The organism is Corynebacterium haematomassiliense (assembly GCF_013978595.1).
Lineage (GTDB): Bacteria > Actinomycetota > Actinomycetes > Mycobacteriales > Mycobacteriaceae > Corynebacterium > Corynebacterium lehmanniae.
In genome coordinates, this window is sequence record NZ_JACDTZ010000002.1 from 1 (window position 1) to 25,434 (window position 25,434).

25 protein-coding genes are annotated in these 25,434 nt (G+C 67.1%); 15 read left to right on the forward strand and 10 right to left on the reverse strand.

All coding sequences use genetic code 11. The annotated features are described in order from the left end of the window. Positions 1–97: 97 nt before the first annotated feature. Entirely contained in the window at positions 98–562 is a 465-nt protein-coding gene (locus tag H0193_RS09285) for an SRPBCC family protein (RefSeq protein ID WP_181889682.1), read from the reverse strand. 265 nt (positions 563–827) lie between these two features. On the opposite strand from H0193_RS09285, the gene H0193_RS09290 reads away from it, so the two are divergent. The 7 genes from H0193_RS09290 (at position 828) to H0193_RS09320 (ending at position 7,156) form a co-directional block, all read left to right on the forward strand. Further along, a complete protein-coding gene (locus H0193_RS09290) occupies positions 828–1,601 on the forward strand; it encodes a succinate dehydrogenase cytochrome b subunit (protein WP_181889683.1) in 774 nt (257 codons plus the stop codon). Positions 1,602–1,622: 21 nt separating this feature from the next. Further along, positions 1,623–3,701 (forward strand): fumarate reductase/succinate dehydrogenase flavoprotein subunit, encoded by a 2,079-nt coding sequence (locus tag H0193_RS09295; protein WP_181889684.1) that lies wholly within the window; start codon positions 1,623–1,625, stop codon positions 3,699–3,701. Next, complete coding sequence (locus tag H0193_RS09300; protein ID WP_181889685.1) at positions 3,701–4,450, forward strand: succinate dehydrogenase/fumarate reductase iron-sulfur subunit; 750 nt, start codon at positions 3,701–3,703, stop codon at positions 4,448–4,450. Before H0193_RS09295 ends, H0193_RS09300 begins: the two co-directional genes overlap by 1 nt. Positions 4,451–4,537: 87 nt before the next feature. Continuing rightward, positions 4,538–4,906 (forward strand): hypothetical protein, encoded by a 369-nt coding sequence (locus tag H0193_RS09305; RefSeq protein ID WP_181889686.1) that lies wholly within the window; start codon positions 4,538–4,540, stop codon positions 4,904–4,906. A gap of 89 nt (positions 4,907–4,995) precedes the next feature. Then, entirely contained in the window at positions 4,996–6,279 is a 1,284-nt protein-coding gene (locus tag H0193_RS09310) for a DUF445 domain-containing protein (protein ID WP_181889687.1), read from the forward strand. 14 nt (positions 6,280–6,293) lie between these two features. Beyond that, positions 6,294–6,836, forward strand: a complete 543-nt coding sequence (locus tag H0193_RS09315) for a CGLAU_01105 family protein (protein WP_181889688.1) — start codon at positions 6,294–6,296, stop codon at positions 6,834–6,836. Between the two features lie 44 nt (positions 6,837–6,880). Beyond that, positions 6,881–7,156: a DUF2516 family protein gene (locus H0193_RS09320; protein WP_181890039.1), complete on the forward strand. Its 276-nt coding sequence runs from the start codon at positions 6,881–6,883 to the stop codon at positions 7,154–7,156. 18 nt (positions 7,157–7,174) lie between these two features. Here H0193_RS09320 and H0193_RS09325 read toward each other — a convergent pair whose 3' ends face one another. Genes H0193_RS09325 through H0193_RS09335 form a run of 3 tightly spaced genes read right to left on the reverse strand, consistent with a single transcriptional unit; the run spans position 7,175 to position 9,277 of the window. After that, positions 7,175–7,966, reverse strand: a complete 792-nt coding sequence (locus H0193_RS09325; protein ID WP_181889689.1) for an LmeA family phospholipid-binding protein — start codon at positions 7,964–7,966, stop codon at positions 7,175–7,177. 10 nt (positions 7,967–7,976) lie between these two features. After that, positions 7,977–8,786 (reverse strand): class I SAM-dependent methyltransferase, encoded by an 810-nt coding sequence (locus H0193_RS09330; RefSeq protein ID WP_181890040.1) that lies wholly within the window; start codon positions 8,784–8,786, stop codon positions 7,977–7,979. Next, on the reverse strand, positions 8,786–9,277 hold the full coding sequence (locus H0193_RS09335; protein ID WP_034997073.1) for a DUF2505 domain-containing protein: 492 nt from the start codon (positions 9,275–9,277) through the stop codon (positions 8,786–8,788). The genes H0193_RS09330 and H0193_RS09335 overlap by 1 nt, the downstream gene beginning before the upstream one ends. Positions 9,278–9,301: 24 nt before the next feature. Between H0193_RS09335 and H0193_RS09340 the strand changes: the two genes are divergently transcribed. Continuing rightward, entirely contained in the window at positions 9,302–10,303 is a 1,002-nt protein-coding gene (locus H0193_RS09340) for a UDP-N-acetylmuramate dehydrogenase (protein ID WP_338026644.1), read from the forward strand. Positions 10,304–10,366: 63 nt separating this feature from the next. Here the strand turns inward: H0193_RS09340 and H0193_RS09345 are convergent, their stop codons facing one another. Both H0193_RS09345 and H0193_RS09350 read right to left on the reverse strand, forming a co-directional pair. Then, entirely contained in the window at positions 10,367–12,103 is a 1,737-nt protein-coding gene (locus H0193_RS09345) for a long-chain-fatty-acid--CoA ligase (RefSeq protein ID WP_181889690.1), read from the reverse strand. A gap of 33 nt (positions 12,104–12,136) precedes the next feature. Continuing rightward, on the reverse strand, positions 12,137–13,831 hold the full coding sequence (locus H0193_RS09350; protein ID WP_181889691.1) for a long-chain-fatty-acid--CoA ligase: 1,695 nt from the start codon (positions 13,829–13,831) through the stop codon (positions 12,137–12,139). Positions 13,832–13,974: 143 nt separating this feature from the next. Between H0193_RS09350 and H0193_RS09355 the strand changes: the two genes are divergently transcribed. Both H0193_RS09355 and mshA read left to right on the forward strand, forming a co-directional pair. Continuing rightward, positions 13,975–14,961, forward strand: coding sequence for a MinD/ParA family ATP-binding protein (locus H0193_RS09355; RefSeq protein ID WP_181889692.1), 987 nt, complete (start codon positions 13,975–13,977; stop codon positions 14,959–14,961). Positions 14,962–15,109: 148 nt separating this feature from the next. Next, positions 15,110–16,372, forward strand: a complete 1,263-nt coding sequence (gene mshA / locus H0193_RS09360; protein ID WP_181889693.1) for a D-inositol-3-phosphate glycosyltransferase — start codon at positions 15,110–15,112, stop codon at positions 16,370–16,372. Here mshA and H0193_RS09365 read toward each other — a convergent pair whose 3' ends face one another. The 3 genes from H0193_RS09365 to H0193_RS09375 are packed head-to-tail and all read right to left on the reverse strand — an operon-like array spanning position 16,373 to position 19,818. Continuing rightward, positions 16,373–17,470 (reverse strand): chymotrypsin family serine protease, encoded by a 1,098-nt coding sequence (locus H0193_RS09365; protein WP_181889694.1) that lies wholly within the window; start codon positions 17,468–17,470, stop codon positions 16,373–16,375. A gap of 58 nt (positions 17,471–17,528) precedes the next feature. Continuing rightward, the gene (locus H0193_RS09370; protein WP_181889695.1) at positions 17,529–18,641 is read right to left on the reverse strand and encodes a chymotrypsin family serine protease; all 1,113 of its coding nucleotides are present in this window, start codon (positions 18,639–18,641) and stop codon (positions 17,529–17,531) included. 52 nt (positions 18,642–18,693) lie between these two features. Next, the gene (locus tag H0193_RS09375; protein WP_181889696.1) at positions 18,694–19,818 is read right to left on the reverse strand and encodes a chymotrypsin family serine protease; all 1,125 of its coding nucleotides are present in this window, start codon (positions 19,816–19,818) and stop codon (positions 18,694–18,696) included. Positions 19,819–19,884: 66 nt separating this feature from the next. Here H0193_RS09375 and H0193_RS09380 point away from each other — a divergent pair, with 66 nt between their 5' ends. From H0193_RS09380 to H0193_RS09390, 3 genes are read left to right on the forward strand one after another with little or no spacing between them, the layout of a single operon-like run. After that, positions 19,885–20,631, forward strand: coding sequence for a phosphoglyceromutase (locus tag H0193_RS09380; protein WP_181889697.1), 747 nt, complete (start codon positions 19,885–19,887; stop codon positions 20,629–20,631). A gap of 15 nt (positions 20,632–20,646) precedes the next feature. Continuing rightward, positions 20,647–21,816 carry an ATP-binding protein gene (locus H0193_RS09385; RefSeq protein ID WP_181889698.1) on the forward strand — a complete coding sequence of 390 codons (1,170 nt, stop codon included), beginning with the start codon at positions 20,647–20,649 and terminating at the stop codon, positions 21,814–21,816. 1 nt (position 21,817) lies between these two features. Further along, positions 21,818–22,507, forward strand: coding sequence for a response regulator transcription factor (locus tag H0193_RS09390; protein ID WP_181889699.1), 690 nt, complete (start codon positions 21,818–21,820; stop codon positions 22,505–22,507). 6 nt (positions 22,508–22,513) lie between these two features. On the opposite strand, the gene H0193_RS09395 is transcribed toward H0193_RS09390, so the two are convergent. Continuing rightward, a complete protein-coding gene (locus H0193_RS09395) occupies positions 22,514–23,428 on the reverse strand; it encodes a DUF3109 family protein (protein WP_181889700.1) in 915 nt (304 codons plus the stop codon). Positions 23,429–23,461: 33 nt separating this feature from the next. On the opposite strand from H0193_RS09395, the gene H0193_RS09400 reads away from it, so the two are divergent. Continuing rightward, entirely contained in the window at positions 23,462–24,427 is a 966-nt protein-coding gene (locus tag H0193_RS09400; protein ID WP_181889701.1) for a Ppx/GppA family phosphatase, read from the forward strand. Next, entirely contained in the window at positions 24,427–25,419 is a 993-nt protein-coding gene (locus H0193_RS09405) for a hypothetical protein (protein ID WP_181889702.1), read from the forward strand. Before H0193_RS09400 ends, H0193_RS09405 begins: the two co-directional genes overlap by 1 nt. Positions 25,420–25,434 lie beyond the last annotated feature (15 nt).

The following is a 25,434-nucleotide window of genomic DNA, read 5'->3' on the forward strand; positions in this document are numbered from 1 at the left end:
GTCTCGGGCGGGGCGGGGGCGTCGCGGGCATGCGAAAGGCGGCCGGCCGGGCGCTGGGTCCGGCGGGCCGCCTTTGGTGACGTCGAGAAGCGAAGGCTTATGCGCCTGCGACTGCCTCTGCGAGGGAGTCGAGGGACTTGGCCAGGAAGTCGTCGTCGAACTTCTCGGTCATGGCGAGGAGGTTCTCCTCCAGCTCATCGCGCTGGTAGGTGAGGGTGACGCTGGTGTTGTCAGCGTCGATCGGCTCGAGCTCGTAGAGCCACTTCGCGCCGACCTTCACCTCTGCGGTGGTGTTCTCCACGTTCTTCCAGCCGATGATGCGGTCGTCCTGGATGGCGAAGACCTCGTTGACGGTCTGGTAGTCGCCGTCCTCCTTGGTCATGTTCATGGTGAAGGTGTCGCCGACGTTCTTCAGGCGCTCGCCCTGGTCCGCGGAGACGACCATGCCGGAGTTGTCCGTCTCGGCGTGGCGCTCGGGGTTGGAGAGGATGTCGAAAATCTCGGCTGCGGGAGCGTCGATCTGGCGGGTTGCTTTGTTTTCAGTGTTCTTGTCGATAGCCATGGCAGCCAGGGTACCGATTTTCGGCTCATAGGGTCGCGCTGGAAGTAAGGGTGAACTAACCAACCAATGATTGACACTTAAAGGGGTGGAGAATGTGGGGTCTAAGGTGGATCGGCAATGCGGTGACGAAGGTCACATTCAATGTGGTGCGCTGGATGAAGGGCTCAAGTGGGGGTTGAGGCTAGGGGGTGTCTCGGGCAACCTGGCAATCCGGTGTGTATGAGCGGGGGCTATCTCTTAGAGTATTAGCGACACTGGAGGTGCCATGACTGTACAAAACGCAGACCGTGAAGCCATTCGTCACGGAAAAATTACTGAGAAGCCGCTGCGCGAGCGGCCGTCCTACCCCACGTGGGCCGTCAAGCTGACCATGGCGATCACTGGCCTGATCTTCGGCCTGTTCGTCCTCGGCCACATGGTGGGCAACCTGAAGATCTTCATGCCGCTGAACGCCGACGGCTCCGCGCCGATCGACGACTACGGCGAGTTCCTGCGCACGATCGGCGAGCCGCTGTTCCCACGCGAGGGCTTCCTGTGGATTCTCCGCATCATCCTGCTGGCCTGCCTGGTGCTGCACGTGTGGGGCGCATTCACCCTGCGCGCCCGCTCCAACGCGTCCCGCGGCCGCTTCAAGCGCACCAACCTGATGGGCGGGTGGCAGTCCACCGCCACGAAGTCGATGATCTGGACCGGCATCATCCTGCTGCTGTTCATCATCTTCCACCTGCTGGACCTGACTCTCGGCCAGGCTGTCGCCTCCGACGAGTTCGTCCAGGGTGCGGTGCGCAACAACCTGCTCGCCACCTTTGCCCCGGGCCGCTGGTGGGTCACGCTGGTGTACGTGGTTGCCAACCTGGCGCTGCTGCTGCACCTGACGCACGGTATCTACCTTGCGGTGTCCGACCTCGGTTGGCTGGGCAAGCGCGGCGAGGGCCTGATGGTCATCCTCGCGTACATCCTCCCGTTCATCGTTGTCGCAGGCAACGTTGTCATGCCGCTCGCCATCGCGTTCGGCTGGGTCCCGGATTTTTCCAGGTAACGGCTTTTTAGGAGAACAACTATGACTACCTCTATTTCCGGTCTTTCCGGGGCCCAGGGTTCCAACGGCGGGGAGCAGACCTCCGCTGAGGCACAGGGCCCGCAGAGCACCGGCGGCTTCCGCCAGCCCGAGTCTGCAGCTGCAGGCGTGACCCCGGGCAACGTCCTCGAGTCCAACGAGCCGAACCGCGACGAGGTTCGCATGAAGGACATGTGGCAGCACCAGAAGGACCACATGAACCTGGTCTCGCCGCTGAACCGCCGCAAGTTCACCGTCCTGGTGGTCGGCACCGGCCTCTCCGGCGGCGCCGCGGCCGCGGCACTGGGCGAGCTCGGCTACAACGTCAAGGCCTTTACCTACCACGACGCCCCGCGCCGTGCGCACTCCATTGCGGCCCAGGGCGGCGTGAACTCCGCCCGCGGCAAGAAGGTGGACAACGACGGCGCCTACCGCCACACCAAGGACACCGTCAAGGGCGGCGACTACCGCTGCCGCGAGTCCGACTGCTGGCGCCTGGCCGTCGAGTCTGTCCGCGTGATCGACCACATGAACGCCATCGGCGCTCCGTTCGCCCGCGAGTACGGCGGCACCCTGGCCACCCGCTCCTTCGGCGGCGTGCAGGTCTCCCGCACCTACTACACCCGCGGCCAAACAGGCCAGCAGCTGCAGCTGTCCACCGCGTCTTCGCTGCAGCGTCAGATCCACCTGGGCAACGTGGAGATCTTCACCCACCACGACCTGATGGACCTGATCATCACCGAGAAGGACGGCAAGAAGCACTGCGAGGGCATTGTCACTCGCAACCTGATCAACGGTGAGATCGCGCCGTTCACCGGCCACGCTGTCATCCTCGCCACCGGCGGTTACGGCAACGTGTACCACAAGACCACGCTGGCGAAGAACTCCAACTCTTCCGCCATGATGCGCGCGTACGAGCGTGGCGCGTACCTCGCGTCCCCGTGCTTTGTGCAGTTCCACCCGACCGGCCTGCCGGTCAACGCGAAGTGGCAGGCGAAGACGACGCTGATGTCGGAGTCCCTGCGTAACGACGGCCGCATCTGGACCCCGAAGGAAAAGGGTGACGACCGCGACCCGAACACCATCCCGGAGGAGGAGCGCGACTACTTCCTGGAGCGCCGCTACCCGGCCTTCGGCAACCTCGTGCCTCGCGACGTGGCTTCGCGCGCGATCTCCCAGCAGCTCAACGCCGGTTTCGGCGTGGGCCCGCTGCACAACTCCGCGTACCTGGACTTCAAGGATGCCATCGAGCGCCTCGGCGAGGACACCATCCGCGAGCGCTACTCCAACCTGTTCGAGATGTACGAGGACTCCACCGGCGAGGACCCGTACAAGGCTCCGATGCGCATCGCCCCGACCGTCCACTTCACCATGGGCGGCCTGTGGACGGACTTCAACGAGATGACCTCCATCGACGGCCTGTTCGCCGCCGGCGAGTGCTCCTGGACCTACCACGGCGCGAACCGCCTGGGCGCGAACTCGCTGCTGTCCGCTTCTGTGGACGGCTGGTTCACCCTGCCGTTCACGGTGCCGAACTACCTGGCCGACCACCTCGGCGAGGAGAAGCTGGCCGAGGATTCCCGCGAAGCCCAGGACGTGGTGGCTGACGTCACCGAGCGCATCGAGCGCATCATGTCCATCCGCGGCCCGGAGCCGCACGGCCCGGAGCACTTCCACGAGCAGCTCGGCGACATCCTCTACGAGCACTGCGGCGTGTCCCGCACGGTGGAGGGCCTGCAGGAGGGCATCCGCAAGATCCGCGCCCTGCGCGAGGACTTCTGGACCAACATCTCCATCCCGGGTTCCCCGAACGACATGAACCAGACGCTGGAGGCTGCACTGCGCCTCGTCGACTACATCAACCTCGGCGAGCTCATGTGCATCGACGCCCTGGACCGCGACGAGTCCTGCGGTGCGCACTACCGTATGGACCACCTCACCGATGACGGCGAGGCAGAGCGTGACGACGACAACTGGTGCTTCGTGTCGGCCTGGGAGCCGGCCGGAGAAGGCCAGTTCATCCGCCACGCAGAACCCCTGCACTTTGATTCGATCCCGCTGATGGCAAGGAACTACAAGTAATGAAACTGACACTTGAAATCTGGCGCCAGGCTGGTCCTGACACCGAGGGCAGCTTCGAGACCGTTCAGGTCGATGACGCTGTGGAGCAGATGTCCATCCTGGAGCTGCTCGACCACGTGAACGAGACCTACGTCGAGCAGGGCAAGGAGCCGTTCGTCTTCGCCTCCGACTGCCGCGAGGGCATCTGCGGCACCTGCGGCCTGCTGGTCAACGGTCGCCCGCACGGCGCAGGCCAGAACACCACTGCCTGCCTGCAGCGCCTGTTCAACTACAAGGACGGCGACACCCTGAAGATCGAGCCGTTCCGCTCCGGCGCGTTCCCGGTGATCAAGGACCTCGCCGTGGACCGCTCCGCGCTGGACCGCGTGATGGAGCAGGGCGGCTACGTCTCCGTCAACGCCGGCACTGCACCGGACGCTGACACCCTGCTGGTCAACCACCACGACGCGGAGACCGCGCTCGACTACGCGGCCTGCATCGGCTGCGGCGCGTGCGTGGCTGCGTGCCCGAACGGCGCTGCGCACCTGTTCACCGGCGCGAAGCTGAAGCACCTGAAGCTGCTGCCGCTGGGTAAGCAGGAGCGTTCCCGCCGCGCCCGCAAGATGGTCGACGAGCTGGAGACCAACTTCGGCCACTGCTCGCTGTACGGCGAGTGCGCCGACGTGTGCCCGGCTGGTATCCCGCTGGATGCGGTCGGCGCAATCAATGCCGAGCGCGCCCGCGCCGCCTTCAAGGGCGGCGACGACTAGGGACGACCACGCGTCCTGTCGTATACTCGAACCATCGCAGCAGCTCACGCTGAAGTCACACCGAAGCTGAAGAAGGAAACAAGAACAATGGGTTCCACCGCAGTTGCAGATATCCGCAACGAGTCCTACCCGGAGTACGTCGGCCGCATCGATGACACCTACATCGACGGCTACGACCCGGTGTCGCTGAGTGCTCCGCACTCTTCCCTGACCCGGAACTCCACCTGGGTTGCAATGGGCCTGATCCTGTCCACCCTCTTCGGCATCGGTCTGGCCGTGTGGGGTGCCGGCGCGATGGTCTACGGTTTCGGCTCCCAGACCCACGACCTGGCCCAGCGCCTGCTGATCCTCGGCATCGTCGAGGCAGTGGTCACCGCCATCCTCGGCGCCATCCTGATCGTCGTGGGCCGCAAGGACTACAAGGCCTACCGCAAGCGCACCGGCCGCGTGAACTAGCCGCGTAGCGCTTCCCGCAAAATGCCCTCTCCACCTGCGGAGGGGGCATTTTTCGTGCCCGTGTCGGCACGCCTGCTTTAATCATGGGCATGAGCGAGCAGCTTTCCATGATGCCCACCCCCACAAACGAGGACGAGCGCCGCCGCGTGCTGCGCAAGCACAAGATCGCGGTGACCAGTCTTCTGGGCCTGATGGCGGTGGTGTTCCTGTCGTGCTCGTGGGCGCAGTCCCAGGGCAACGGCGCGGCCTGGATCGGCTACGTCCGCGCCGCCGCGGAGGCGGGCATGGTCGGCGGTTTGGCGGACTGGTTCGCCGTCACCGCGCTGTTTACGTACCCGATGGGCATCCCCATCCCGCACACCGCGATCATCCCGCGGAAGAAGGACCAGGTCGCCGGGGTGCTCAGCGACTTTGTGTCCGAGAACTTCCTCAACGCCCGCACGATTACCGACAAGGTCATGGCTGCCGGCATCCCGGAGCGGGTGGGGCGCTGGCTTGCCAAGCCGGAGAACGCGGAGCGTGTCAGCGAGGAGGCCGGCAAGTTCACCGTCCGCATGGTCGAGGGCATCGATCCGAAGGAGGCGGAGGCGTTCATCAACACCCAGCTCATCGACCGTTTGGCCGAGCCGATCTGGGGCCCGCCGTTGGGCCGCACCCTGGAGGGGCTGATCGCGGACGGCAAGGTGGATCCGGTGGTGGACGACATTGTCGCCTGGGGGCGCCGCAAGGTCGACGGCATGGAAGAGACCGTGGTCACCATGATCGACGAGCGGATGCCGCGCTGGGCCCCGCGTTTTGCCAAGGAGCTGGTGGGCCAGCGCGTCTACGACGAGATGGTCGCGTTCATGGAGGACGTGGACACGAACCCGCACCACGAGGCGCGCCGGGCGATCCGCCGCCAGATCAACCAGTTCGCCCAGGACCTCCAGTTCGACGGCGAGATGATCTCGCGGGTGGAGGCGCTCAAGGCCGACATCATGGGCTCCGGCGCGGTCACGTCCGCGGCGGGCAGCATCTGGGAGCAAATCTCGGCGTCGATTGTGGCGCAAGCGTCGGATGGGCGAAGCGGGCTTCGTCGTAAAGCTGCTGCTTCGGCGCGCGAGTGGGGGCGAAAGCTTGTCGACGACCCTGCGGTGCGCGCCGACGCAGAGCGGGCCCTGGAGAAGGCCACGCACTTCGCCGCGGACAACGGCGCCGACCAGATCGTGGGCATCATTGCGGAGACCATCGAGCGCTGGGACGGCGAGGAAGCGGCGGAGAAAATTGAGCTCATGGTGGGCAAAGACCTGCAGTTCATCCGCCTCAACGGCACAATCGTCGGTGCACTGGCCGGGCTAGCTATTTACACTGGTTCGCAACTGATCTTCTACTAGCGAAGGAGCGAATGATGACCGAGAACACCAACCTCAACAACAACACCGAAAACAACACAGGCGACGAGGTGCGCAACAACCTCCGCGAGGCCGGCGACGCGCTGCTGTCCGCTGGCTCCGCTATCGGTGCGGCGCTGACGAGGGCCACCGGCGAGCTGTCGGACCGCTTTAAGACCGCCACGGAGGACGCGCGCCAGAACCTGAGCAACGCGAACACCGAGGGCGAGGTGCGCGGCGCCGCCACCAACTTCACGGACGAGGCGGAGAAGCTCTTCAACAGCCTGCGCGAGCGCGACCTGCAGTTCACCGACGACGTGAAGGCGAAGCTGCGCAGCACTATCGACGATGCGCGCGCCGCGTTCAACGAGCGCCTCGACAGCACCCAGGCCGAGGGCATTGAGGGCACCGTGGACGACCTGCGCGCCCGCTTCGAGGGCCTGGTGCAGCGCGTCCAGGACCAGTTCGCTGGCGAGAAGACCGGCGGCGATATCATCGACGGCGAAGTTGTGGACAACACCAAGAACGACACCACCGTCAACGTCGAGGACCTGAAGTAAACGCCATGGATACCGCCGCTGTCAGCCAAATTCACCAGATCATGATGCTGCCGTCCCGCGTCGGGATGGTGCTGATGGTGGTGGTGGGCATCGCCGGCATCGTCGGGGCTGTCATGGCGGCCACCACGCGCGCTGACGCCTTCGAGGCGGCGAACCGTCAGTCCAAGGGCGCCTGGGTGGGCATCCTGGTGCTGGCGGCGTTGGCGTGCCTGCTGCGCTTCCCGTTCATCGCGTGGTTCGGCGCAGTGGCCATCGGCATCTACTTCTTCGACGTACGCCCGCAGATCCAGCGCATCGTAAACGGCGACTACGGCTGGTAAAGCGCGCCGCAGCGGCGGTTACGCCGGCTGCGACTCGGGTTGCTGGGGCTGCTGGAGCGCCTGCTCCGGCTGGCCCGGCAGCTGCTGGGACTGCTGCATGTCCTGCAGCTCCTTGAAGTTGACGTTCTCGCCCGAAACCGTGACCCGGAGGCCACCGGGGATGACCGTGAAGTCTTCCACGCTCATCCCGCCGGTGGCCTCTTGCGCGACACCCTGGGACATGGCGGAGCTGATGGCGTCGGCGACGTCGCCAGGCAGGGCGAAGCCGAACAACTCGGTGCTGCGGGCCTTGAACGTCAGCTGGCCGTCCCGCATCTCCGGCTGCAGCTCAATCCCCGCCGCGCCTGAGGTGAACACGATGGAGAACGTGCCGGCGTCCTCGTTGGACACCACGTCGGAAACGGTGATCACGTTGGCGAGGAAGTTGTCGCCGATCTGATCCTGGATCTGCTGGTTCAGCATGGCGCGCACGAAGTCGTTGGGCAGCTCCGTGGTCAGGCGCACGGACTCAGCCACGGGTTCGCCGTTGTTGAGGCGCACGTTGTCCATGTCCACCACGGACGCCGGGTTGCCGGTGATCTGGTCGCCGTTGATCTGGAGGTCGGACTGCTGGTCCACCGTCATGTGGGGGAACTTGCCGCCGAGCAGGCCGATGGTCACGGGGCTGGCGCCGAAGGACACGGACGTGCCCTCCGGGGCCTGGGAGGTGACCTGGTGGGCGACGAACGCCCGGATGCCTGCCTCCGCCACGATGAACAGCAGCAGCACCGCCACGATGATCGATAGGACAACTCTCCACGCAGTTTTCATGCGGGCCAGTTTACGAAGCAGGAGCGACTGCCAGCCAATCCACAGTGACAAAGTTGTCCGCCAGGCGGCGCCGCTGGGGGTGCACCGGCCAGTCCCGGGCCAGGTCTTCCAGCGCGTGGCGCCACCGCACGCGCGGGCCGTGCGGGTCCCAGCCGCTGGCGCGCTCCCAGGCCGCGTCCGCATCAACCAGGAACTGGTGGATCGGCTCGCCCGGCACGTTGCGGTGGATCAGCGCCTTGGGCAGCCGCTCCGCCACGTCCGAGGGCTTGACGGTGTGGAAGGGGGCCCAGGACAAGGTCAGCGTGCGGGGACCGGAGGCGTCGAGAAGCAGCCATGCGCAGCGCCGCCCCAGCTCGTCGCAGGTGCCCTCGATGAAGAGGCCGCCGGGGGCGAGCCCCGCGCACACCGTGCGCCACACGTCCGGGACCTGGTCTACGTCGTATTGACGCAGCACGTTGAACGCGCGCACGAGGTGGGGGCGGTAGCCGGCGAGTTCGAAGCCGCCGAGTTCGAAGCGGACGCCGTCGCGAGGCGGCAGGACGCGCTCCGGGTTGATCTCCAGCCCCACGACCTCGATGTCGGGGCGGATTTGGCGTAGCCACCCGGCCCACTCCACGGTGGTGGTGTGCGACGCGCCGTAGCCCACGTCCACCGCCAGCGGCGCGGCGGCGGAGCGCAAAAGGGACTGGACCCGCGGGTTAAAGCGGGTCCAGCGGTCTGACCTGCGCAAACGATTCACCCCGGTGGTGCCGCGGGTGATCACCCCGTAGGGCTTGCCGGCGGCACCCGGGGTGGCGCGCAGGTTGTGGTAGTGGGGAATTAGAGGTTCTCGCTAATCCACTGTTCGGTCAGCTTCGCCTCGTTTTCCACGATTTCCTCGAGCGCGTCGGCCACCTTCGGCTCCAGCGCGGCACCCATGAACGGGATGTTCACCTTCGCCTCGAGTTCGTAGTCCAGCTTGGTGTTGTCGCCGTCGCGGGTGGCGGTGTACTCGGCGCCCAGGTCCACCGGGGTGCCCTTCACGTCGCCGGTCATGGTGTGCTTGGCGGTGTCGCCGTCCAGCTCGCCGACGGTAACCACGCGCTTGAGCTTCAGGTCCTGGGAGACCATGGCCTGCGCGGCCTCCGGGAGGATGGACTTGGGCAGGATCTCAAACAGGGTGGCGGTGTTGTCCGCGAACTCGTTGAGCTCGCCCGGCTCCGGGGAAAGTTTCTCGGCGATGAACTCCCAGTATTCGCGGGTGCTGTAGGCCTGCGCGACCTTCTCGATCGGCTGGTTGATGGTCACAGTGATCTCACTACGTGCAGTCATGGCTCACAGACTACCGTTGTGGACGTGATTGCCCCATCATTCGCCTCCCTGACCACGCTGCGCGTCGGCGGTACCCCGGCCGCGGCCTACGAGTGCCATAGTGCCGACGAGCTCGCCGAAACCGTGGCCAAGCTCGACCGCGACGGCACCCCGCTGCTGGTCGTCGGCGGCGGCTCCAACCTGGTCGTCGCGGACGGTGATCTCGACCTCGCGGCGGTGCTTGTGCGCAACGAGGGCATCTCGCTTATCGACGACCTCCGGTTGCGCGCCCAAGCCGGCACCGAATGGGACGCAGTTGTCGCCTACGCGGTGGAGCACGGACTCGGCGGCATCGAGGCCCTGTCCGGCATCCCTGGCTCCGCCGGGGCGACCCCGGTGCAGAACGTGGGAGCCTACGGCGCGGAGATCGCCGACGTGCTCACCCGCGTACGGCTGTGGAACCGCGAGACGGGCGTGGACGAGTGGGTGCCTGCGTCCTCGTTGAAGCTGGCGTACCGGTACTCCAACCTGAAGTTCACCTCGCGGGCCGTGGTGCTGGAGATCGAGCTGCAGCTCGAGCGCACCGACGAGTCCATCCCCTTGCGCCACCTGGGCGGGGCGCGCGTGCCGCTGGCCGAGGCCCGCGAGTCCGTGCTGGAGACGCGCCGGGCAAAGGGCATGGTGCTGGACGCGGAAGACCACGACACGTGGTCCGCCGGCTCGTTTTTTACCAACCCCGTGGTGCCGTCCGCGCTTGCCGACGACATCGCCGCCCAAGTCGGGGAGGAGGCGATGCCGCGCTTCGTCGCCGGCGACGGCAAGGAGAAGCTGTCGGCGGCCTGGCTCATCGAGCGCGCCGGCTGCCACCGCGGCTTCCCCGGCGAGGATGCCCCGGCGCGCCTGTCCACCAAGCACACCCTCGCCCTGACCAACCGCGGCAACGCCAGCGCCGCCGACATCGTCGAGCTCGCCCGCCGCGTGCAGGCCCAGGTCCGCGACGCCTTCGGGGTGGAGCTGCACCCCGAGCCCGTCTGGGTCGGCCTCTAGGCGTCGGGCCCAGCCCGCTCCGTGCTCCAGCCCCGCCTCCGCCGCGGCCGCGCCGCTGAAGCGCTAGCGCTCGGCGAGCTTGGACAGCAGGTCGTCGCGCACCTCGCGGCGGCGGATCTTGCCCATCTGGTCCTTCGCCAGCTCGTCGAAGTGGTAGAACGTGCGCGGGACCTTGTAGCGGGTGAGGCGCTCGCGGGCGAAGTCTTTGAGGCCGTCGGGGTCGAGGGCGGAGCCGTCGTTAAGCACGATGCATGCGACGACATCCTCGGAACCGTCGGCGCGCGGGCGGCCCACGACCGCGACATCAGCGACGTCCGGGTGGGTGCGGATGACTTCCTCGACCTCGGCCGGGTAGACGTTGAAGCCGCCGGTGATGATGAGCTCCTTGATGCGGGAGACCAGCTTGATAAAGCCGTCTTCCTCCATGATCCCCATGTCGCCGGTGCGGAACCAGCCGTCGTGGAAGACCTTTTCGGTGGCCTCCGGGTTGTTGAAGTAGCCGGAGAAGACCTGGGGGCCCTTGGCCAGGATTTCGCCGGCCTCGCCGAACGGCATGTCCTCGTCCGGGTTGTCGGGGTTGACGATGCGGATCTGCGTGTCGGGGAAGGGGATGCCGATGTAGCCGGGGCGGCGGTCGCCGGATTCGGGGTTGCCCACGATGATGGGGGAGGTTTCGGTGAGCCCGTAGCCCTCGACGAGGTGGCCGCCGGTGGCGCGCTCCCATTCCTCGATGACGTCGGCGGGCAGCGAGGATGCGCCGGAGAAGCCGATCTTGATGTCGGAAAGGTCGGCGTTTTTCTTCTTCGCCGTTTTCACGATGCGCTCAAAGACGGTGGGCACGCCCGGGACGAAGGTGGGCGGGGTGATGCGGATGGCCTTCATGATCAGGTCCATCTTCGGCGCGGGCAGGAGCACGAGCTCGGAGCCGACCAGCATGGTCAGCGTCAGCGAGAACGTCAGGCCGTAGGCGTGGAAGAACGGCAGGGTGGCCAGCATGCGCTGGTTGCCTTCCTGCAGCTCCTTGACCCAGGCCTGGCCCTGCAGCGGGTTGGCGATGAGGTTGCGGTGCGACAGCGCCGCGCCCTTTGGGGTGCCGGTGGTGCCGGAGGTGTAGAGGATCACGGCGGGCGAATCCGCGGTGACGTCCTCGGGCGTTTTCAGGTCTGCACCTAGACCCCCGATGGCGGAGCTGGTCAGCGACTCCCAGGGCACCGTGTGCAGGGAGGTGTTCTTGCTGGTGGCGGTGAGCGCTCCACGGGCCTCCAGGATCTTGGGCAGCGGGATGCGCAGGGCGAGCTGCTGGGCGCGCGGCATGGCCTTGGTCATGTTGACGCTGACCACGGTTTCCAGCGCGGTGTCCGCGCGCAGTTTCTCCAGCGTGTCGGCGGCTTTGTCCCAGGCGATGGCGACGCGGGCGCCGTGGTCGATGAACTGGGGGCGCAGCTCGTGGGCGGTGTAGAGGGGGTTGTGCTCCACCACCACGCCGCCGATCATCTGCACGGCGAAGAAGGCGGCGACGTGCTGGGGGCAGTTGGGCAGCATGATGGCGACGCGGTCGCCGGGTCGCACGCCGAATGCTTTCAGCCCGGCGGCGGCGCGGCGCACTTCGCGGTCGAGCTCGCCGAAGGTTTGGGTGCGGCCGAAGAAGCGGGTGGCGATCCGGGAGACGTTCTTTGCAAGGTTGTCTTTGTACAGCTCGCCCAGAGTTTTCTCGCCGTATTCCAGCGAGTGCGCGGTCCACTCGGGGTAGTACTGCAGCCAGGGTTTGACGTCGTTGACGTTGGATGGGGTGAGAGCCATGCGCACCACCCTACGCGCTTTGCCGCCCGTAACCTACGGTTGCGTAAGCAACTGCAGTAGCGTGTCGCGCACTTCCCTCCGCCTGATCTTGCCGGTCTGGTCCCTGTTGAGCTGGTCAAAGTGGTAGAAGTCGCGCGGGACCTTGTAGCGGGTCAAGCGCTGCCGGGCGTAGGCCTTGAGGCCGTCGGGGTCGAGGGCGGAGCCGTCGATAAGCGTGATGCAGGCGACGACATCCTCGGAGCCGTCCGGGCGCGGGCGGCCCACGACTGCGATGTCCTCGATGTCCGGGTGGTTGCGCATCACGCCTTCGACCTCGTCGGGGTAGACGTTGAAGCCGCCGGTGATGATCATTTCCTTGATGCGCGCGACCAGTTTGATCCAGCCGTCCGGCTCCATCACCGCCATGTCGCCGGTGCGGAACCAGCCGTCGTGGAACGCGCGCTCGTTGGCTTCGGGGCTGTTGAGGTAGCCGGAAAAGACCTGGGGCCCGCGCGCGAGCAGCTCGCCGGGTTCGCCGTCGGGCATGGTGCGCGACGGGTCGTCGGGGTCGGCGATGCGGATCTCGGTGTTGGGAAACGGCAGGCCGATGTAGCCGGGCCGCCGCGTGCCGTCGAGGGGGTTGCCGGCCAGGATCGGGGCGGTTTCGGTCAGCCCGTAGCCCTCGATCAGGCGCCCGCCGGTGGCGTTTTCCCAGCGCTCGATGGTTTCCACGGGCAGGGTGGACGCGCCGGAGACGGAGGTGTGGATGGACGACAGGTCCGCGTTGGTTTCCACCGCCCACTCGACAATCTTGTCGTAGAGGGTGGGCACGCCCGGCAGCACTGTGGGGCGCGTTTTGGTGATCGCGGCCTGGTAGAGCTTCGGTTTCGGCGCCGGCACAAGCACCATTTCCGCGCCGATGCTCAGCGGCAGCGCGTAGTTCAGCGCGAGGCCGTAGATGTGGAACATTGGCAGCACGCCGAGGACCTTCTCGCGCACCGCGCCCCAATCCTCCATCCACTCCATGCCGGCCTTGAGCACCGCGATGATGTTGCCGTGCGTCAGCGGCGCGCCCTTGGGCCTGCCCGAGGTGCCGGAGGTGTAAAGGATGAACGCGGTGGCGTCCTGAGTGATCTGCGGGAAGTGCACGGAGCGGGAGCGCTGGCGCATGAACTCGCGCCACGGCATCGCGCCGGGGGCGGGTTTGGTCAGCTCGGCGCGCAGCTTGGTCACCGGCGGAATGGGCAGCGCGAGCGCCGCGCGCAGGTGCAGCGGGGTTTCCTCGAGCATGTTCACTGCCACCACGGTCTCAAGCTGGGTGCTTTTGCTTAACGACGAAAACGTCTCCGCCACCCTGTCAAAGACAATCGCTACCCGCGCCCCGTGGTCTTCGAATTGCGGCTGCAGTTCTGCCGCGGTGTAGAGCGGGTTGTGCTCCACCACGGTCGCACCGAGGCGCAGGATGGCGGTGACGGCGATGACGTGCTGCGGGCAATTCGGCAGCGCGACGGCCACGCGGTCTCCGCGGCGCACGCCGAGTTGCGTTAGTGCTGCGGCGGCGCGGGCGACCTGCTCGTTGAGCTGGCTGTAGGTAAGCGTTTTGCCCATGAACCAGGTGGCGGTGCTCTTCGGCTGCATGGCCACCGCCTGGTTGAACCAGCTGACCAGGGTGTCCGTCCCGATGTCGGGGTTGGGGTCGGTCCACTCGGCGTAGTGGTCGATCCAGGCTTTGGTGTCAAAGGCTCCCACGGAAATCCTCCTTGTTGTTAGTTGGGCAAAACAAGTTGGCGACAAGTGTAACCTACGTTGCGGTAAGTTTGTTGCGCTGCAGGGTGGGCGGGTTTGCTCTAGGCTGTGGCGCGAAACCATTCGAGGGGGAATTGGGGGAAACCATGACTACCTATTTCGAGCCGTCCATCGACACCGATGCCGGGTTTGAGCTCACACCGCCCGCAGTGCTGGACCAGTCCAACCTGGTGGACCCGGTGAAGGCGCCGCCCAAGCAGGGCTGGCGCAAACTCATCCACTCCGCCACGCGCGGCCGCATCAACCCGGGAGGCTCCCGGCGGGAGCTGGAGCAGCAGCAGCTTTTCGACGCCATCCGGGCACCCCTGCGCGGCGACTACCGCATCGCCGTGATGAGCCTGAAAGGCGGCGTGGGCAAAACCACCACCACGGTCGCGCTCGGCGGCGTGTTCGCGCAGACCCGCGGCGACCGCGTCATCGCCATCGACGCCAACCCGGACCTGGGCACCCTGGCCCAGCGCGCTGCCACCGCGCCGCCGGCGACCATCCGCGACCTGCTGCAGGCGCCGGGCACGGAGCGCTACCCCCAGGTGCGCGCCTACACCAACCAGGCATCCTCGCGCCTGGAAGTCATCGGCTCCGAGCGCGACCCGGCCGTCAGCGAGGCGTTCTCTGAGGACGACTACCGCCGCGCCATCGACATCCTGCAGCACCACTACAACGTCATCCTCACCGACTGCGGCACAGGCCTGATGCACTCCGCCATGGCCGGCGTGCTCGATCTGGCCAACGCGCTGGTGCTGGTGACCTCGCCGGCGCTCGACGGGGCCCAGTCCGCCTCCGCCACCCTGGACTGGCTGAACTTGCACGGCTACGACCAGCTCGCCGCCAACGCCGTGGTGGTCATCTCCGCCTCCGCGCCGGGCAAGCCGACCATCGACATGGGCAAAGTCGCCGACCACTTCGCCTCCCGTGCCCGCGCGGTGCACACCATCCCGTACGACCGCCACCTCGCCGAAGGCGCCGTGGTGGACCTGGAGCGCGTCTCCCCAGCGACGTTGAAGGCCTACCAGCACCTCGCGGCCACGGTCGCCGCGGACTTCGGCTCCTGGCACCGCCACGCCGCGCTCTGACGGGCGCGGTTCTGGCTCACCTCAACCGCGACCCAGACACTTCGCGGCCGAATCTGTCAGCCGGGCCCTATCTGTCCAGGTCGGCGCAAACGGCCGCCGTGATCTGTCAGGAACCTAGGTGAAACCCGTGTGCGCTAGTCTTGCCCGCATGCGCGTCGCCATGATTTCCATGCACACCTCCCCGCTCGAGCAGCCGGGGACGGGTGATGCCGGCGGCATGAACGTCTACGTCCACAACACCGCCACCCAGCTGGCCCGCAAGGGCACCACGGTGGACGTGTTTACCCGCGCGACCCGCCCCAGCCAGGGCGAGGTGGTGGAGGTGGAGCCCGGCTACCGGGTTATCAACGTGGTGGCCGGGCCCTACGAGGGGCTGGAGAAAGACGACTTGCCCACCCAGCTCGCCGCCTTTTCCGGCGGGGTGGTGCAGTTCGCCCGCACGAACGACGAAAACTACGACCTGATCCACTCCCACTACTGGCTCTCCGGCCAGGTGGGGTGGCTGTTGGCGGATCTGGCCGGCATCCCGCTGGTGCACACCGGGCACACCTGGGCAGCGGTGAAAAACGCCTACGCCACGGACGCTTCCGAGTCGGAGGCGCGCCGCATCTGCGAGCAGCAGTTGGTGGACAACGCCGAGGTCTTAGTGGTCAACACCGAGGACGAGACGAGCGAGCTCGCCCGCTTCTACGACGTGGACCCGGCGAAAATTTCCGTGGTCAGCCCGGGTGCGGACACGGAGCTGTTCACCCCCGGCACGAACCGCAACACGGAGCTTGCGCGCCGCCACCTGGGCATTCCGCTGCACGCGAAGGTGGTGGCGTTTGTGGGCCGTCTGCAGGATTTCAAGGGCCCGCAGGTGCTGATCCAGGCGATGGGCGAGGTGGTGCGCCGCGGCCGGGTCGACGGCCCGTTGCGCGTGATCATTTGCGGCGGCGCGAGCGGCGCGGGCTCGTCGGTGGAGCGCTACCGCGAGCTTGCGGTGTCGGAAGGCATTGGCGGCTGCACCCGTTTCCTCGGGCCGCGGCCGCCGGAGGAGCTGGTGAGCATCTACCAGGCCGCGGACATCGTCGCCGTGCCCAGCTACAACGAAAGTTTCGGGCTCGTGGCGGTGGAGGCGCAGGCCGCGGGCACTCCTGTCGTCGCGGCGCGCGTCGGGGGCCTCCCGCTCGCGGTCGCGGACGGTCAGACGGGCCTGCTCGTCAACGGCCACGGCACGGAGGCGTGGGCGCAAGCACTGGAGCAATTGCTTATCGACGATCCCACGCGCATCCACATGGGCGAACAGGCCGTCAGCCACGCAAAAGCGTTCAGCTGGGCCGCCTCGGCGGACAAACTGATAGAGGTCTACACCGACACCCTGTCCGGCTACGTCCCGGGCGAGGCCACCCGAGACGCCGGCGGGATGTAGCTAGAGGCGCTTGCCGATCTCCTCGCCGAGGGATGCCCCGCCCCAGTAGCCGATGCGGTCGGAGTGGTATCCGATGGCGCGGTTGATCTCCGCCGGGTCGAACTGGCCCTGCGAGGCCTTCTGCGCCAGGCCGGCGGCTTCCTGCTGGGCGTTGTCGACGGCCTTGCGGAGCTCGTCGCGAGGCACCGGCTGCTTGAAGTCGGGGTTAAGGCGCTTGATTTCGGCCGCGACGCGTTCTTCCTCATCGCCGGAGGTGGTGAAGTTCTCGCGCGGCGCGGTGGAGTCGGTGGGGGTGAACACTTCGTTGACGTGGCCGTCGGGGATGCCGTAGGCGTCCTCGATTATGCGGTCCACCGGCTGCGCCTTGCCGAGCGGCCCGAGCGTCATGGAGGACACGCCGATGGCGGCGCCGTCGCGGGGGTCGAAGTTCACGCCGCCGGAGTCGCCCTGCACGTAGTTCAGCCCCCAGCTGTAGATGCCGTTTCTTGTGCGGCCGATCTGCTTGGCGCAGGTGCGGCCCGTGGTGGCGCCGTCCTTGCAGATGGGCTGGCCGAAGTTGTCGACCGAGACCTCACCCGGAGCAAGCGTGCGGAAGTCGCGCACATGCGTGATCTTCACCGGTTCGCCCTGCACGCCGCCGTTGAAGTCGCGGGAGTGGGACAGGCCGGTTTCGGTCACGCCGTCGTCGATGCGCACCACGCCCCAGTCGGCAGTGCGGATGGACTGCATCGGGTCGCTCAGGTTCATGGCTTCCGGGGTGACGTGGTTGGACGCCACGCGCTCGCCGAAGCGCTTGTACTCGGTGCCCACGGGGGCGTAGAACTCGTTTTTCACCTCCGGGAAGCCGGGCATGGTGTTCACGCAATGGGAGACAGTGAGCATCACACGCTGCGGTTCCTCGCCAGGCAGGTGCAGGGTGCCGTTGGGGCCTTGGGAGCAGGTGCCGGCCCAGCCGTCGCGCGGCATGGTCAGTTTCTGGCCGTTGGGCAGGTCGATTGTTTTCGGCGGGTCCTGGGGGAACCCTCGCATCGGCGCGCCGGGTGCGACGAGCGCGGGCGCGGCTTCCGCCGGCGCGGGGAGGGCCTGAAGTGCGAGCATGCTGGCTGCTGCAAGTGCTGTTGCTGGTGTTCGAAGGCTGAATCGCATGAGAATTACCTTAACGTGCAAACCCGGCCCATAGGGCGATATCGTTGCCATGCTTTTCGACGAGCCGCTGAACCTCACCAGCGTCCACCCCGCCACGCAGCGCCCGGCGCGCGGTTTCGTGGGCGGCTTGGCCCGCCTCGTTTACGGCGCGGCGCAGCTCCGTCTTCGGGTTCGGCGGGACGTACCCGGGGTTGAGCTCGCGCGTGGCCCGGTCGATGCGTTCGCGTTCCGCGCCACTGGTGGTGAACTCCGCGCGCGGGGCGGTGCCTGCGATCTGGAACGCCTGGTTGACCTGGCCGTCGGGGATGCCGTAGGCGTCCTCGAGCGCGCGGTCCGCGGCCTGGGAGACGAACAGCGGCCCGATCACGCCATGGGAGGTGCCGATGACGGCGCCGTCACGCGGGTCGAAGTTCACCCCGCCCGAATCGCCCATTTCCGCCGCGACGCCGACGCTGTAGACGGTGTCGCGGCCGCGGGCGATCTGCCTTCCGCAGGACCGTCCGGTGGTGGCGCCGTCTTTGCAGATCGGTTGGCCGAAGTTGTCCACCGAGTACTCGCCGGGGCGAAGCGTGCGGTAGTCGCGGATGCCGGTGAGCTGCACAGGGGCACCCGCAGAACCGCCGGCGGCGTCGCGGGAGTGGGAGAGGTCCGTGGCGGTGGCGGAGTCGTCGATACGCACGAACGCCCAGTCGGGTTCCGTGAGCGCTGCGGGCAGATCGGCGAGCGAGTGGGTCTCAGTGGTGGGCCCGCTATTCGGGCCGCGGGTGCCGATGCGGGTGTAGCCGTCGCCGATTGGCACGTTGATTGTCGATGACGGCTCAGGCATGCCCGGGATCCGGTTCACGCAATGCGAGGCGGTGAGCATCACACGCTGCGGGCCCGTCGGGGTGGCGACGGTGCCGGACGGGCCCTGAGAGCAGGTGACGGTGTAGAGCTCCGGGGGCACGTTGAGCCGCTCACCCCACGGCGTGGCCGCCTGCGCGGGCGGGTTGACGGCGGGGACGCGGAAGGGGGCGCCAGGGGCGGCGAGCGCAGGCTCCGCGGCCTGTGCCGTGAATGTGGTTAGCGGCGCCGCCAGGGACAACAACAGCGCTGCGGCGGCGAGAGACGCAGGGGTTTTCATACCTCCAGTGTAAATCCGCCGCGCCCGCGTTTCAGGTGGTCAGCGGTGTGATCTAGCGCAGGAACGCGTCGACGGCGCCGCGCACATCGCCCGCGTGCTGCTGCGCCGCCGCGTTCGCGCGGCCGGCGAGGTCTTGCGCCGCCGCGACTGGATCCTCAGCCTGCGGCAGCTGCGCGGCTTCCGCGCTGAACCGCGCCGCGTCCGCCTGCGCGCCCATGACGGCGCGGTCGAGCAGCTCGCGTGGCTGGGGGCCGTCGACAAGCTGCGGTGCATTGTTGGGCGAGAAATTCGCGACCTCCTCGTACAGCGGCGCGAAGTCGGCGCGCGGGGCAGGGGCCGCCGGGGTGAACGCCTCGTTGACCTGGCCGTCGGGGATGCCGTAGGCGTCCTCAAGTGCGCGATCCACCTGCTGCGAGTTGCCGAACGGGCCGAAGCCGATGATGCTCAGCCCCACAGCCTCGCCGGTGCGCGGGTCGTAGTTGATGCCGCCGGAATCGCCCGACTCGTAACCCACGCCGAAGTGCCACACGAAGTTCTGGGTGCGGAACATCTGCACGCCGCACGAGCGGCCGGTGCGCATCCCGTCCTTGCAAATGGGTTGGCCGGCGTTGTCGAAGCTGATCAGCTCGTCGCCGCGCAGGTTGCGGTAGTCCTTCACCCCCGTGATCGTCGCCGGCGCGGACGGGCCGCGGCCCTTCTGATCCACCGACGACGACGCGCCTGACGCCTCCACGCCGGGAGCGAGACGCACCGTGACCCAATCGGGCTCGTCGATGATGCGGTAGAAGTCCATCAACTCGCCGTTGCCCAGCTCAAACGGGGTGCGTTGCCTATCGACGTCCCCCACCCGCGGGTAGGCCACCTTCCCGCCTTCGCGCAGCGGCGCGAACACGACCGGGCGGACAGTCTTGCTCTTGGACTCCATGCAGTGCGCCGCAGTGACCATCACCTGCTTCGTCTCACCGTCCGGGGTGCGCACGGTACCAACCGGGCCCTGGCTGCACCGCGCGGTGTGGACGAAGGAATCGGAGCCTTCGTCGAGCATGGCGATCGGCGCGCCGGGAGCGGCGAGCGCGGGGGCTGCCGCGGCGGCGGTGGGCGCGGCGGGGGAGGCGAGGGCGACGCAGGCGGCGGCGAGGCTGGCGGCGAGGGCGGAAGCGGAGCGGGGTGAAAACATGCCTTTAGACTCTAAACCCCCGACAAACCCCCGACAGTTTCGCCCATCCGTGGCATGCTTGAAGGCATGGGTAACGGAAAGCTGATTCTCGTTCGCCACGGGCAGAGCGAGTGGAACAAGTCGAACCAGTTCACCGGCTGGGTCGATGTGGACCTGACCGAACAGGGCGAGGCCGAAGCCGTCAACGCCGGCAAGCTCATGGAAGAAAAGGGTGTCCTGCCGGACATCCTGTTCACTTCGCTGCTGCGCCGCGCGATCCGCACTGCGAACATCTCGCTGAACGCGGCTGACCGCCACTGGATCCCGGTGGAGCGCAGCTGGCGCCTCAACGAGCGCCACTACGGCAAGCTCCAGGGCCTGAACAAGGCGGAGATTCGCGAGGAGTTTGGCGAGGAGCAGTTCATGCAGTGGCGCCGCTCCTACGACACCCCGCCGCCGGAGATTGACACGGACAACGAGTACGCGCAGACCAACGACCCGCGCTACGCCTTCCTGCCTGAGGTGCCGCGCACCGAGTGCCTCAAGGACGTGGTGGAGCGCTTCCTGCCGTACTACATCGACGTCATCGCGCCGCACGCCATGGCAGGTAAGAACGTGATGGTCGCCGCGCACGGCAACTCGCTGCGCGCGCTGGTGAAGTACCTGGACAACATCTCCGACGAGGAGATCGCCGGGCTGAACATCCCCACTGGCATGCCGCTGGTGTACGAGATCGATGAAAACGGCAAGGTGCTCAACCCGGGCGGCACCTACCTGGACCCGGAGGCCGCTGAGGCTGGCGCCGCTGCTGTGGCGAACCAGGGGCAGAAGTAAGCCTCGAATCACACCGTGACGCCGATTCTCGCTTTTTTCATCGGCGCCGCGCTGACCGTGCCCGCTGTGCTGCTCGGCCAGCGGGCGCTTCGTTGGCGCGCCCGCAACCGGGCGGATGACGGCGGGCAGGACGACACCGCAGCCGCAGTGAGCCAGGTCCTTCACCTGGTTACGCAGGGCTCGCCGACCGGAATCGCTGTCATCAACCGCGCCGGCAACGTGATGCTGTCCAACGCGCGCGCCCACGACATGTCCATCGTGCACGACGGTAGCGTCAACCCGCGTGTGCTCGAGGTGGCCGAAGAGGTGCTTGAGCAGCAGGAAGAGCAGGTGCTGGACCTGGATTTGCCGCAGCGCACCACGGGCAGCCGCATCCGCAATGTGCGCGCGCTGATTGCGCCGCTGATGCTGACGGACAACTCCTACGCCATCGTGTACGGCTCTGACGAGTCTGAAAACGTGCGCATGGAAAACGCGCGCCGCGACTTCGTGGCAAACGTCTCCCACGAACTGAAAACCCCGGTCGGAGGCATAGCGCTTCTTGCCGAGGCACTGCTGCAGGACCCGACGGACCCGGAGATGGTGGACTACTTCGGCACCAAGCTGCACAAGGAGGCCCACCGCATGGGGGAGATGATCACGGATCTGATCTCCCTGTCCAAGCTTCAGGGCGCGGAGGCGCTGCCGGACATGGCGCCGGTGCGTGTGGACGACATCGTGGACGACGCGGTTGCCCGCAACCTGGTCGCCGCTGAAAACCACGGCATTGAACTCACCCGCGGCCAGCGTTTGGGGCTGCGGGTGATGGGGGATCGGGCGATGCTCACCGTGGCGGTGTCCAACCTGATCACCAACGCGATCAACTATTCGCCGAGCGGGCAGCCGGTGAGCGTGACACAGAAGCCGGTGCGCGACAATGTGGTGCTGATCCGGGTCACGGACCGCGGCATCGGCATCGCGCCGGAGGACCAGAAGCGCGTGTTCGAGCGGTTCTACAGGGTGGATAAGGCGCGCTCGCGTTCCACGGGCGGCACGGGGCTGGGTTTGGCCATCGTGAAGCACGTGGTGGCGAACCATGGCGGTAGCATTACGTTGTGGTCGAGGCCTGGGACGGGCTCCACGTTCACCATTGAGCTGCCCCTGTATGACCCCGAGGCCGCCGGCAGAGCAGAAAAGGAAGAGTGAAGTGACGACCATTCTCATCGTTGAAGACGAGGAATCGCTGTCCGACCCTTTGGCCTACCTGTTGCGCAAGGAAGGCTTCGAGGCGGTTGTGGCCGCAGACGGGCAGGCGGGGCTGGACCTGTTCGCCTCCCAGGACATCGACCTGGTGCTGCTGGACCTGATGCTGCCGGGGATGAGCGGCACGGAGGTGTGCAAGAAGCTGCGCGCCGAGTCTTCGGTGCCGATCATCATGGTCACCGCCCGCGACAGCGAGATCGACAAGGTTGTGGGCCTGGAGCTGGGCGCGGACGATTACGTGACTAAGCCGTACTCCACCCGCGAGCTGGTGGCCCGCATCCGCGCGGTGCTGCGCCGCGGCCCGGAGACCGAGGTGGTCGAGGAAGACGACGAGCAGCTGCTGCAGGGCGGCCGCGTGACCATGGACGTGGAGCGCCACACGGTGCTTGTGGACGGCCAGCCGGTGCCCATGCCGCTCAAAGAGTTCGACCTGCTGGAGTACCTGCTGCGCAACGCGGGCCGGGTGCTCACGCGCGGCCAGCTGATCGACCGTATCTGGGGCGCCGATTACGTCGGCGACACCAAGACCCTGGACGTGCACGTCAAGCGCCTGCGCACGAAGATCGAGGCGCAGCCGTCGCGACCCACCCAGCTCGTCACTGTGCGCGGCCTGGGCTACAAATTCGAAGCGTAAGCGCGGCTACTCGCGCGCGGCTTGGGTTGCTGGGTGGGTGGCCCGGAGGTCGTCGCTAAGCTGGGCGCGCTTTTCGCAATGCTTGGCGACGACACGGTACGGCTTTTCGCCGATCAGCGCGACAAGCTCGTCTTTCATCGACTGCCAAATCGGCGTGCCACCGGTGTGGCACGCGGGGGCGGAGGTGCACCACCAGTCGAAGTCCTCTCCGCCGCCGCCCCACTGACGGCGGTGGTACTCGCCGATGGTGGTGCGCAGAATCTCCTGGCCGTCTGAGCGCTCCTCCCAGGCGTCCTCGCGGGAAAACGGCACCTGCCAGCACACCTCCGGTTTGGTGCCCACGATGTTGCGCCCTTCCGCCATGGCGAACTGGTGGAACGCGCAGCCCGCGCCGGTGGGGTGGCCGGGGCGGTTGGCGAAGATGCAGGCGCCGTCGACGACCTTGGTTTTGATGTGGGGGCCGGCCTCCTCGTCGTCGGGGTCGGGCTCGAGCGCGTTGTCGTCCTCTTCCTCGTCCCACTCCAGCCACGGCTCGAGCCACGTCGGGTCGTTGGCCGCGAAGTAGGCGTCCGTCTCTGCGGGCCGCAGCTGCCAGTACTTCGCCGGCATGTCCTTCACCGCGTTGTAGACGGTGTCGCGGTCTTCCTCGTCCGCGATGTAGGCGCCGTGGATGCAGCAGCCCACGGCCGGGTTGGATTCGTCGATGCCGTGGCACTCAGGGGTGCCGAAGCGGCAGGACCAGGTGGCCTCCGCCCAGGTCAGGTCGATGGAGAAGATGTGGTTCGGGTCGTCCGGGTGGACGAACTCGAACCATTCGCGCGGGAAATCGGGGCGGGTTTCGCGGCCCGCCAGGATGGAGCGGCCGGCTGGCGAGTCCGCCGGGAAGCCGAGAAAAACGGGTTTCGGGGCTGGTTGATTCACACCTGGACACGGTAGACCCGTTACCCTGGGGTGGTGCGATTAGGTGTATTAGATGTCGGCAGCAACACGATCCATCTCGTGGCGGTCGACGCGTACAGCGGTAGCCGGCCGACGCCGATGAGCGATTGGAAGCAGCCGCTGCGTCTCGTTGAGCTGCTGGACAAAAAGGGCAATATCGAGGACAAGGGCGTGGACAAGCTCGTCGACGCTGGCCAGGAGGCCTCCGACCTCGCGGACAACCTCAAGTGCGAGGAGCTCGTGGCGTTCGCCACCTCCGCGGTCCGCTCGGCCACCAACTCCGCGGACGTGCTCAAGCGCGTGGAGAAGAAGACCGGCGTGAAGCTGAACATCCTCTCCGGCGAGGAGGAAGCGCGGCTGACGTTTTTGGCGGCGCGCCGCTGGCACGGCTGGTCCGCAGGCCGCATCACCAACTTCGACATCGGCGGCGGCTCCCTGGAGATCTCCACGGGCACCGAGGAGATGCCGGACCTGGCGGTGTCCCTGGACCTGGGCGCGGGGCGCTTGACCCACGAGTGGTTCGACACCGACCCGCCGGAGCGCAAGAAGATCAACATGCTGCGCGACTACATCGACGCGGAACTCGCCGGTCCTGCCGAGCAGTTCAAGGCGATGGGGGAGACCGGTCTGGCCGTGGGCACGTCCAAGACGTTCCGTTCCCTGGCCCGCCTCACGGGTGCTGCGCCGTCGTCCGCCGGCCCGTTCGTGCAGCGCACGCTTACCGCGCCGGGTCTGCGCCAGCTCATCGCGTTCATTTCCCGCATGACGGCGGCGGACCGCGCGGAGCTCGAGGGCATCAACTCGGACCGCTCCCACCAGATCGTCGCAGGTGCGCTGGTGGCGGAAGCTGCGATGCGTGCGTTGAATGTTGATAAGTTAGAGATCTGCCCGTGGGCCTTGCGTGAAGGTGTGATTCTCAAGCGCATCGACAAGGGGTCTTTGGACGCTGAGATTCAAGCCAAAAAAGGAGACGACAACTAATGGCCGACAAACAGCTCACAGTTGCCGAGCTCCTCGCGCGCGCCGAAAAGGAAAACCCGTCCGGCGCGCGCCGCCCGCGTCGCCGCCGCAGCCTCGAGGACGGCGGCGTTTCCGTCGCCGAGCTGACCGACTCGTTTAAGAAGGTCGAGGCCAAGCCGACGGAGGTGAAGCACTCCAGCGTGCCTATCGACGCACCTTCGGATACCCCCAAAAAGACCCCCACCCAGGCGCCGAAACCTGAGCCGACGCCGGCCGCGCAGAAGCCGGCGTCGAAGACCGAGCCGAAGCCGGTGTCGAAGGTGGCTCCGAAGCCGGTGCCAGAGGCCGAGACGAAGGTGGCGCCGAAGCTGGCTGACAAGCCCGCGCAGGCGGAGTCCGTGAAACTGCGTCCGGCAGCCAAGCCGGCTGAGCAGGCTCCCAAGCCGGTGGAAAAGCCGGCCACTGCACCTGTGTCGAAGCCGGTATCCAAGCCTGTAGAGAAGCCCGCCCCGGCGCCCGCGGCTTCCACCACCACGAAGGTTCAGCCGGCCAGCGACGACACGACGGTGCTGCGCAAGGTCGAAGCTGAGCCCGAGGACGAAGCTAAGCCCGAGGGCAAGGCGGAGCCCGTCGTAAAGCAAGAGCTCGCGCAGTCGGACGACACGGGCGAGATCCGCACCGTCGACGCGCCGGAGCCGCAGGCGCGCGAGGACTCCCTCGACGCCCCTGAGGCCGAATACGACACCGACTACGAGGTCGAGGAGGCGTCGGTCAACCCGATCCTGCTGGTCCTGCTGGTGTTCTTCGGCGTGCTGCTGGGTGTGCTGGGCTTCCTGGCGTTCAAGTGGCTGTGGGCCAACACGATGGCGATTGTGGCGGTACTCGTCGGCGTCGCCGCGGTGGCAGCGGCGGTCGCCGCCGTCGGTGCGATGGCTGGCAGCCGCGACAAGGTCACCATGATCATCGCCGGCCTGGCTGCCGCGGTGGTGGCCTTCGGCCCGGCACTGCTGTAAAACGCGCAACGACTT

What these genes read in the sequence shown, in the direction of transcription:
- H0193_RS09285 (WP_181889682.1), bottom strand. Translation starts at nt 562, where the DNA reads ATGGCTATCGACAAGAACACTGAAAACAAAGCAACCCGCCAGATCGAC.
- H0193_RS09290 (WP_181889683.1), top strand. Translation starts at nt 828, where the DNA reads ATGACTGTACAAAACGCAGACCGTGAAGCCATTCGTCACGGAAAAATT.
- H0193_RS09295 (WP_181889684.1), top strand. Translation starts at nt 1,623, where the DNA reads ATGACTACCTCTATTTCCGGTCTTTCCGGGGCCCAGGGTTCCAACGGC.
- H0193_RS09300 (WP_181889685.1), top strand. Translation starts at nt 3,701, where the DNA reads ATGAAACTGACACTTGAAATCTGGCGCCAGGCTGGTCCTGACACCGAG.
- H0193_RS09305 (WP_181889686.1), top strand. Translation starts at nt 4,538, where the DNA reads ATGGGTTCCACCGCAGTTGCAGATATCCGCAACGAGTCCTACCCGGAG.
- H0193_RS09310 (WP_181889687.1), top strand. Translation starts at nt 4,996, where the DNA reads ATGAGCGAGCAGCTTTCCATGATGCCCACCCCCACAAACGAGGACGAG.
- H0193_RS09315 (WP_181889688.1), top strand. Translation starts at nt 6,294, where the DNA reads ATGACCGAGAACACCAACCTCAACAACAACACCGAAAACAACACAGGC.
- H0193_RS09320 (WP_181890039.1), top strand. Translation starts at nt 6,881, where the DNA reads ATGCTGCCGTCCCGCGTCGGGATGGTGCTGATGGTGGTGGTGGGCATC.
- H0193_RS09325 (WP_181889689.1), bottom strand. Translation starts at nt 7,966, where the DNA reads ATGAAAACTGCGTGGAGAGTTGTCCTATCGATCATCGTGGCGGTGCTG.
- H0193_RS09335 (WP_034997073.1), bottom strand. Translation starts at nt 9,277, where the DNA reads ATGACTGCACGTAGTGAGATCACTGTGACCATCAACCAGCCGATCGAG.
- H0193_RS09345 (WP_181889690.1), bottom strand. Translation starts at nt 12,103, where the DNA reads ATGGCTCTCACCCCATCCAACGTCAACGACGTCAAACCCTGGCTGCAG.
- H0193_RS09355 (WP_181889692.1), top strand. Translation starts at nt 13,975, where the DNA reads ATGACTACCTATTTCGAGCCGTCCATCGACACCGATGCCGGGTTTGAG.
- mshA (WP_181889693.1), top strand. Translation starts at nt 15,110, where the DNA reads ATGCGCGTCGCCATGATTTCCATGCACACCTCCCCGCTCGAGCAGCCG.
- H0193_RS09365 (WP_181889694.1), bottom strand. Translation starts at nt 17,470, where the DNA reads ATGCTCGCACTTCAGGCCCTCCCCGCGCCGGCGGAAGCCGCGCCCGCG.
- H0193_RS09370 (WP_181889695.1), bottom strand. Translation starts at nt 18,641, where the DNA reads ATGAAAACCCCTGCGTCTCTCGCCGCCGCAGCGCTGTTGTTGTCCCTG.
- H0193_RS09375 (WP_181889696.1), bottom strand. Translation starts at nt 19,818, where the DNA reads ATGTTTTCACCCCGCTCCGCTTCCGCCCTCGCCGCCAGCCTCGCCGCC.
- H0193_RS09380 (WP_181889697.1), top strand. Translation starts at nt 19,885, where the DNA reads ATGGGTAACGGAAAGCTGATTCTCGTTCGCCACGGGCAGAGCGAGTGG.
- H0193_RS09405 (WP_181889702.1), top strand. Translation starts at nt 24,427, where the DNA reads ATGGCCGACAAACAGCTCACAGTTGCCGAGCTCCTCGCGCGCGCCGAA.